Below are 8669 nucleotides of genomic sequence, written 5' to 3' on the forward strand. Positions count from 1 at the left end.
ACCCATAGAACGTAGTTTACTTACCCATAGAACGTAGTTTACTTACCCATAGAACGTAGTTTACTTACCCATAGAACGTAGTTTACTTACCTTATAACGATATCTATTTATTTATCGTTATAATGGTGCTATATTATTTATCGTTATATAGTTAGAGGGGCTAAGTTGATGAAACCAAGTGTGAATGCAGGTAATAATAAGATGGATCTTATAGTTAAGACAAACAGGCTAAATACAGCAATCCAAAATCTTACGCTTGCTGAAATAAGGTTGGTTCAGTTGGCTATCATAGACAGCAGAGAGAAAAATGAAGGTTTATCAGCCGATAAACCTTTAACTATAAAAGCCTCAAGGTACGCTGAAGCGTTTGGAACGACACGACAGGGTGCTTATGACGTACTTAAAAAAGCAGAAGAGAACCTATTCGAGCGTAGGTTTACTTTTTTAGACGAAAACGATGGTTATCCCGTTAAGTCCCGTTGGATAAGTCAAGCAAAGTATAAGCAGGATAAAGGTACTATCGAAATTATATTTACGCCTGCGGTAGTAAATGAAATAACACGTATAAATGGTATAGAACAGTTTTTTACTAAGTACACGTTAGAACAAACATCGATGCTCAACAGCATGTATTCAGTACGTTTGTATGAACTTCTAATACAATGGCGTGAAGCCAAAAAGACCCCTTTATTTGGCTTAAAAGTATTTAGGGGGCAACTTGGAGTGGATGATGATGAATATGAACGGATGTGTGACTTCAAATCTGGTGTTTTAAACAAAGCTATTAAAGAAATTAATAAGCACACTGATATCAAAGTTAGCTATGAGCAAGAAAAAGATGGTAAAAACATTATTGGGTTCAAATTTAAGGTGCTGTCAAAAAGCAAACCGAAAAGCAGTACACGACAAGGTATTAGTAGAGACGTAGATACAGCTGATATGTTTACGGTTGAAGATCTAAATGATAAACAGCTAGGCCGTATTGCACGTAACCCTCAATTTATCACTGACTATAATCACATGGTTACCCCTACTAGCCCAGCTGGACAGTCGCAGCAAGGATGGGAGTTTGAGATGATTAATCGCCTTAAAAAAGACGCTTCTCAGTTTAAGAAACGTCCAATAAGGGATTATTTAGAGTATTAGTGCTAGCGGTCTGTTATAAGTAGTTCCATTATACCAGTCTGTTTTAAGTAGTCTGTTAATAGGTTTGAAGGGCGAAATGGCTGGTTCCCTTAAGGTATACCTTTTAGAACGCCACCGCTATTTTTACTAACTGGATTTAATAACTACAGACAGCTAGGTAAATGACGAGCAGGATCATTCTCACGTGCTGCCATAGCGTCTTCAACGCTCATGCCAAGGGCTTTGGCAACGCCTGTACCGTAAGCTGGATCACACCAGTTACAGTTGCGAATATGACGATATTTAATAAAATCAAGCGCATCACCCATCGCGCGAGCGGTATTATCAAACAACACTTGCTTTTGCTCATCGTTCATTAGGTTAAACAGTGCGCGTGGCTGGCTAAAATAATCACTATCGTCTTCACGGAAATCGTAGTGTTCCGCGTAACCATCAATCTTTAACGCTGGCTCAGCGTACTGCGGCTGGTCTTGCCACTGCTCAAAGCTGTTTGGCGTATAGTGTGGACGGCCACCGTAGTTATCATCGATACGCATTTGACCGTCGCGGTGGTTACTGGTCACCGGACAACGAGGTTTATTGACTGGGATCTGCTTGTGGTTGACACCAACGCGATAACGCTGAGCATCGGCGTAGCTAAAGAGACGCGCTTGTAGCATACGGTCTGGTGAGGCACTGATGCCAGTCACAAGATTGTTCGGCGCAAAAGCCGCCTGCTCGACGTCTAAGAAATAATTGTCTGAGTTTTTATTAAGCTCAATCTCGCCAACTTCAATCAGCGGATAATCCCCTTTTGGCCATACCTTGGTCAAATCAAACGGATGATAAGGCACTTTATCGGCATCGGTTTCTGGCATGATTTGCACGTACATTTTCCACTTTGGAAAATCGCCATTGTCGATGGCACTGAGCAAATCTTCTTGATGGCTTTCACGATTCGAGGCGATGATTTCAGCGGCTTCGGCATCGGTTAAGTTTTTGATACCTTGCTGAGTACGGAAATGAAATTTGACCCAAAAACGCTCATTGTCGCTATTGATAAAGCTATACGTATGCGAGCCAAAGCCATGCATATGTCTATAAGAGGCTGGGATACCTCGGTCGCTCATGGTAATGGTGACTTGGTGCAAAGATTCGGGCAATAACGTCCAAAAGTCCCAGTTATTGGTTGCCGAACGCATATTGGTACGTGGGTCACGCTTGACCGCTTTGTTTAAATCTGGAAATTTGCGCGGGTCACGAACGAAAAATACCGGCGTATTATTACCGACCAAATCCCAAATGCCTTGCTCGGTATAGAATTTTAGGGCAAAACCGCGAATATCACGCTCAGCATCAGCAGCGCCGCGCTCACCTGCCACCGTACTAAAGCGCGCAAACATCTCCGTTTGCTTACCCACTTCGCTAAAAATATCAGCACGCGTATATTGAGTAATGTCATTGGTGACAGTGAAAGTACCAAACGCGCCCGAACCTTTGGCGTGCATACGGCGCTCAGGGATAACCTCTCGGTTAAAATCAGCGAGCTTTTCGTTAAGCCATAAGTCCTCTGCAAGTAGAGGACCGCGTTTACCAGCGGTTTTGCTATTTTCATTATCGACCACCGGCGCGCCATTACTCATGGTCAACGGCGTCATATCGTAAGGGCATTTTTTATCGTTCATGTCGTTGCTCATAGTAATACTCCTTTGAACAAAAAATGGATTAAAGTGCAAAATCTATTCTGAATACGCTTCTATTAGTATACCCAGAATAAAGGTCATCTTTTCTGAAAAACGGCTATTTTTATTCATAACAACCTCTGCATTTAACGGCGCTGCCTTGTTAAGTATCATTACAACCGATTACTATATATTTGTATAATTAATTAACTACATGCTTTGGTTTTTTTTTTCAGAACTACTGTGTTCAATTTGTCCAAACGGCTATCCCACTCTCAACATTGAAAGTGATTGAAAATAGAAGAGCATCTCACTAATCTATTGTTTTCGACCAAGAATACAACGGAGTCACGAGATGCCCATATACGAATTTATCATTATGCTATAGAAAAAATCTTAATCTTCTACAAACATATTGTCTTCATCAATAGGGAAGCCCGTATCTGCAATATTGGCAACTAATGTATCATCATCCATACCTTCATCTCCTTCATTAGTAATATTTTTTAGTTTTTCTATAAAATCAGACATTAAATCTCTGTCACTTCCTCTAGTTAAAAATCTGTTTAAATTATTAGAAACATAAACACGTAAGCCTTCAATTTCGTTCTTTTCTAAAGTTTCTATCAAGAAAGCACCCAGTAGTATTTTCTGCCGTGTCAGCTTCTTATCTAACTTTTGCCTCTCTCTATTTATTTTAAGCTCAAGCTCATTGATCTTCTGCTGCTCTTTCAAATCATTACCACCAAGTAAGCTCACAACATCCTCCTAAACTATTAAATTTTGGTGGTGTTCTAAAAAGTATGCTGGCATCAGACATAGCCATAATTGACATAGAAGAATACCAAATCAAACACCTTAAAGTGGTTATCAAACTTCTTTGAGAAGCAGCAGGTCTTTCGAACGGCTCGTCGCAATCGGTGCCTAAGGCGACAGTTATTACCTTCTATGCCTACCGTATGCTGCTTGCCGATTTGTTTCTTGTCAGGCTTGAATGCGGTTATAAAGCTATCCCAGTTATCCATGCTAATAGAGCCATAGCTGACTTTCAGTTGTTTAAGACGGGCTCTTAGCTTCTTAGCTGTTTTTAGGTCACGTTTGCCCCAGACATAAGCGACAATCTCATTGGTAGCGCGGTCATAAGCATAAATAAGCCAAACTTTACGCTTCTTGCGATACACGTAAGTCCAAAACTCATCAACCTCTAAGCGTTCATAATAGCGCTTCTTAGGCGCAATCTTATAAACAGATGAGCCTATGGTGCTAAGCACTTTACCAATGCTAACTGAGGCTATAATAGCAATGTCTCTGACGCCACAGCCTCTCACTGTCATTAGCCGTATTTTATCTTCTATTCTAGAGTGACAGCCGTTATAAGTTAGGGCATGATCGCCAATAAACTGGCGTTTGCAGTCCTTACATTGATAGTTCTGCTTGCCATAGCTTTTTTTGCCGTGTATCGAAAAACTGGGACTGTGACAGTCGGGGCAATTGATCTGTATTTGTGTCTTCATAACCTCAAATATATCATCTTGCTTCGGCTGTCACCCTTCTTTTATTACTCCAGCATACTTTCTGACACACCACCACTTTTTGAATACCTTAATAGGTCTTTACTTACAAACGCGCGCTGATACAGACGTATCGTTCTAGGATGCGTTACGAAAAAGTAATGAGCGCTAAAAATAAACTGGGCTCTAAACCGTTCTAGTCATTTGAAAATAAAACTGTCATACTTTTAAATTGAATCTGCTACACCCCAAGTAATCGCCCAATAAGTGATGTTGCGACCATGGCCAATACACCCCACACGACGACGCGAGTGACAGCAGGGAGAGTGGGTGCACCGCCCAAGCGCGCCGATACCATGCCAAGTAGGACTAAGCCGACTATGGTCAGCGCGGCCAATGACCAAACAAGGATCTGGGCTGGAAACACCAAGATGCCGATGACAGGAAATATGGCACCAGTAGTAAAGGCCAATGCGGAGGCAATGGAAGCTTGCAGGGGCTTTGCTTGACTGATTTCAGTTAGCCCTATCTCGTCACGAGCATGAGCCTCAAGTGCATCGTGCTCAGTTAAGGCGACAGCAACTTGGTGTGCTAAGTCTTGATCAAGTCCACGCTGCTTATAAATTGTTGTCAGCTCGACAAGCTCCCGCTCAGGATTATGCGCCAGCTCGTAAAGCTCTTTTTTTAAATCAGCCTTTTCAGTATCTGCTTGTGAGGACACAGAGATATACTCACCAGCCGCCATCGATAAAGCCCCTGCAGTCAGTGACGCCAATCCTGTCAGTAATAAGGTTTGGCTGCTCGCGTTTGCGGCGGCAACACCAACCAGTAAACTGGCGGTAGAAATGAGTCCATCATTGGCGCCAAGTACCGCTGCTCTGAGCCATTGACTCCGGTTACTTAGGTGCGGCTCATCGTGAATAGAGTATGACATAGACATCCTCAAAAAATACGGTGGTGTTCTAAAAAGTATGCTGGCGATAAAATCAATAAGAAATCTATGCTAAGTTCTCTGATTCTATAGGGCTTTCAAGGCTTCAAGAATTGTTCAAATTTTAATCAAGTTAAAGATTCAGTTCCGAATTTGAGAGCGATATTAGAGATCAGTTAACCTATACAATCTGCACTATAACTTATTAGGTAGTGGATCCCTCAATATTATAGTGCTCGAAATATTATTAATATCTATAATTACTATGGGTTTATTTAAATCTTATGAGTCGAGAAAGCTCTATATGCTACTATTTATATAGTGTAGAAGACTGAGGTATGAAGTTTACTTTCCTTAGGTGACGTTGTTAATATCGGGGTTTCTTTAAACCGGGACTGTGACAGTCGGGGCAGCTGATATCTACTCAAATATATCATCTTGCCTCGGCTGTCACCCTCCTTTATTCCCCAGCATACTTTCTGACACACCACCTAAATTTTTTACTTATTGACTATAACAAGTTCACCAGTACCTAACAACAGTTTATGATATAGTTAATTGACGGATGGTTGAGTCCCACTGACTAAGTGCGAGTTTTCGACTTTACAAATGTTTATCCCTATCGGTCACACATTTATAAAATCAAAACATCGGCAGGGGTACACCCCCACACCCCCAACACTACGAAAAGACGTAGTGCTAAAAACCAAAAATTTGAGCTTGTAGAAGTGGCTATTTTTATCGCATCGACCAAATCAATATCACGAGGCAACGGACAAAGTGCCGTTGCTTCTGCGAGCTATCGTGCTGGTGTTGAGCTTGAAGATAAGCGATACGGTAAGATCCACGATTATTCAAAAAAGCATGGGGTAATGAGTGCGGATATTATTTTGCCGTCAGCATTGGCTGCTGCCAATACTGATATTGATCGAGCTGATTTATGGAATAAAGCAGAGGCTGCCGAGAAGCGCAAAGATGCGCGTGTGGCTCGCGAATGGCTGGTTAATCTACCGCATGAATTAAGCGAGATTGACCGAAAAGATTTGGCGCATAGTTTCGCCCAGACGCTTGCGGATCGTTACGGTACGATTGCCGATTGTGCCATTCATGAGCCTACTCAAAAAGAGATTGATCGGGGCGCAGACCCTCGCAACTTCCATGCTCATATCCTGTTTACCACGCGCTGTGCTGAGCTTGACGATAATAACGAGATCATACTAACCGACAAAGCCAGTATTGAGCTGTCAGATAATAAGCGGCGTTCGCTTGGCATGGCACGCGTCAGCCATGAGATTAAAGAGGTTCGCCAAATATGGGAGCAGATCGCCAACGAAAAACTAGCCGAGCATGACCATAAACTGATTGATAGTCGCAGCTATGCCGCGCAAGGGATTGATATTGAGCCACAGCTCAAAATGGGATCAGTCGCTACCAAGCTGGAACGTGACAAATACGAGCGAGAGCTAAGAAAAGCTGAACAAGCCAAAGAAGAAGGCAAGCATTACGAGATTGATAAAACGCCAGCAACACAGCTTGGCACTATCAACGAAATAATTAACGAGCGTAACGAGCTGGTATGGGGCGTAGAGCTTACCAAAAATCAGATCGTGAATGATGCCGCTGATGCCATTATCTTGAATGGTCATAAGATTGAAGGCGTTGAACACAGCACACCGCCACCAAGCAGGATAACCGTAGCAGATGAACCCATCAAAGAACCTGAACCAACATCTGCTCCAAAGCCTAAAGCACCCACGCTAGATGCAGTGGCACAAGCGATGGCGATGGCAAAGGGCATTAAGACTAAACGCGCAGATGAGCAAAAACAAAAAGAGGTCGCGCTGGAGCAGCAAAGGCAGCGCGAGCTTGCCGAACAACAAAAACGTGAACAAGCCGAACGTGAGCGCATTGAACAAGCACGAGCCGACAGAGCAAGGCAGCTTGCGCTTGAAAACAAGCAATTCCTTGACGACAAAAAAGCGCTGTATGCATCTGTAATGGCACAATTAGAACAGCATACGCAGAAAGGGATTGATCCAAACAGCAAGACCGGCAAACTTATTTTAGCGATTTCAGTCGCTAATGAGGTCATGCACAGCTTCAATCAATACACAGACAACCCAGACACCACACAGAGACAGCGTGAGCTTGCGTCAAATGAGCGTGGCGCGTTAACGGACTTAGTAAGCGACAAGTCACAGCAAGCACTGAATGAGATCAAAAATCTTCACTATACCAGTGAGCGTAAAACGCACACAGCAGCCCTACAAGACGTTTTAACTGAATTTGCAGACAATCACGGGCAAAGTATCGATAAAACGCAGCAGCAAGCGCTACAGAGCGCACAAAAAGAGATTACAGACTACAGTAGCGAGATTAACCGCAGCCGCAGCTATGGATTAGGAAGATAAAAAATGTCAGAGACCCCCAACCTTGAAGACCTACTTGCCGCCATTGCAACGCTCACCGAGCATAATACGGCCTTGTTAGAGAGGATAGAGGAAAAAGACCAAGCAACCAAAGACAGAGATGCAGCAAACACCAAGCTGGTAAACGAGCTCATAGCCCAGCTCAAGAATTCTCAAGAACGAGAAAATGTCATCAAATCAGCGATTGCTATTGGTGCAGCTAAAGAGGTTAGCAAAGAAGTGTCTGCGGTACTGAATCACTATCATAATCAGTTAACACAAGGCGTGGCTGGTCATGTTGCTAAGGCCAATCATCACTTAGTACAAACTGTAAACCTAGCCACCACCAGTATTAATGATTTATCCATATTATCATCAGATATGAAAAAAACCTTTGATGCTAACTTTAAGAGTTTGAGCTTCTTTGCGACTGAGTTTCAAGATCAAAATCGGCAGTTAGCTAATGATGCCAAAAACACATTAACCAACGTTAGAACAGAAGCTAAAGAAGGCGCTAAACAATATACCAAAGCGCTATCGGATGAATTTGCTAGATCACTAAGCTGGAAGGCTTCTGCTCTCGTAGGTGGTATCTGTGCTTGTATATTTGCCCTTACGTTATTGTCTGTTTTGCTACTTGTCCCTAGTAAAACAGAGATAGCTCAGCGTAAGGCTGATTATCAAAGTTTAGAGAAAGCTGTTGTCGTTGATAATGTGGTTAGAGGTCAAGATGGTTACTATGCGAGAATCAAGCCAAAATCTTGTTTTATAGGTACAGACAAATATCAATACTGCAAATTTAGATAGCTCAAAACGCTTATCTTTTTAGTTAATAAAAAAAAGAAAAAATGCTTTTAATGTTTTTAATGCTTTTAATAGCTTTTAAGTCCGCTACATCCCTTGGTATTAAAGGCACTTACGACCCATAGAACGTAGTTTACTTACCCATAGAACGTAGTTTACTTACCCATAGAACGTAGTTTACTTACCCATAGAACGTAGTTTACTTACC

At 42.3% G+C, this 8669-nt stretch carries 7 protein-coding genes; 3 read left to right on the forward strand and 4 right to left on the reverse strand.

Annotated elements, in window-relative coordinates:
* The first annotated feature begins 168 nt into the window (after nucleotides 1-168).
* A complete protein-coding gene (gene repM, locus JFC10_RS14515; protein ID WP_102076202.1) occupies nucleotides 169-1146 on the forward strand; it encodes a replication initiation protein RepM in 978 nt (325 codons plus the stop codon).
* Between the two features lie 143 nt (nucleotides 1147-1289).
* Here the strand turns inward: repM and JFC10_RS14520 are convergent, their stop codons facing one another.
* The 4 genes from JFC10_RS14520 to JFC10_RS14535 form a co-directional block, all read right to left on the reverse strand.
* A complete protein-coding gene (locus JFC10_RS14520) occupies nucleotides 1290-2822 on the reverse strand; it encodes a catalase (protein WP_320157665.1) in 1533 nt (510 codons plus the stop codon).
* A gap of 381 nt (nucleotides 2823-3203) precedes the next feature.
* Nucleotides 3204-3566 carry a mobilization protein MobS gene (locus tag JFC10_RS14525; protein WP_198333449.1) on the reverse strand — a complete coding sequence of 121 codons (363 nt, stop codon included), beginning with the start codon at nucleotides 3564-3566 and terminating at the stop codon, nucleotides 3204-3206.
* Nucleotides 3567-3619: 53 nt separating this feature from the next.
* Nucleotides 3620-4321 (reverse strand): IS1 family transposase, encoded by a 702-nt coding sequence (locus JFC10_RS14530; RefSeq protein ID WP_198333450.1) that lies wholly within the window; start codon nucleotides 4319-4321, stop codon nucleotides 3620-3622.
* Between the two features lie 238 nt (nucleotides 4322-4559).
* Nucleotides 4560-5252, reverse strand: coding sequence for a VIT1/CCC1 transporter family protein (locus tag JFC10_RS14535; protein WP_198333451.1), 693 nt, complete (start codon nucleotides 5250-5252; stop codon nucleotides 4560-4562).
* 725 nt (nucleotides 5253-5977) lie between these two features.
* Between JFC10_RS14535 and JFC10_RS14540 the strand changes: the two genes are divergently transcribed.
* Both JFC10_RS14540 and JFC10_RS14545 read left to right on the forward strand, forming a co-directional pair.
* A complete protein-coding gene (locus JFC10_RS14540) occupies nucleotides 5978-7660 on the forward strand; it encodes a MobA/MobL family protein (RefSeq protein WP_198333452.1) in 1683 nt (560 codons plus the stop codon).
* Nucleotides 7661-7663: 3 nt separating this feature from the next.
* Nucleotides 7664-8464: a hypothetical protein gene (locus tag JFC10_RS14545; RefSeq protein ID WP_198333453.1), complete on the forward strand. Its 801-nt coding sequence runs from the start codon at nucleotides 7664-7666 to the stop codon at nucleotides 8462-8464.
* The last annotated feature ends 205 nt before the right edge of the window (nucleotides 8465-8669 follow it).

Source organism: Psychrobacter aquimaris (genome assembly GCF_016107525.1).
GTDB classification, from domain to species: Bacteria; Pseudomonadota; Gammaproteobacteria; order Pseudomonadales; family Moraxellaceae; genus Psychrobacter; species Psychrobacter aquimaris.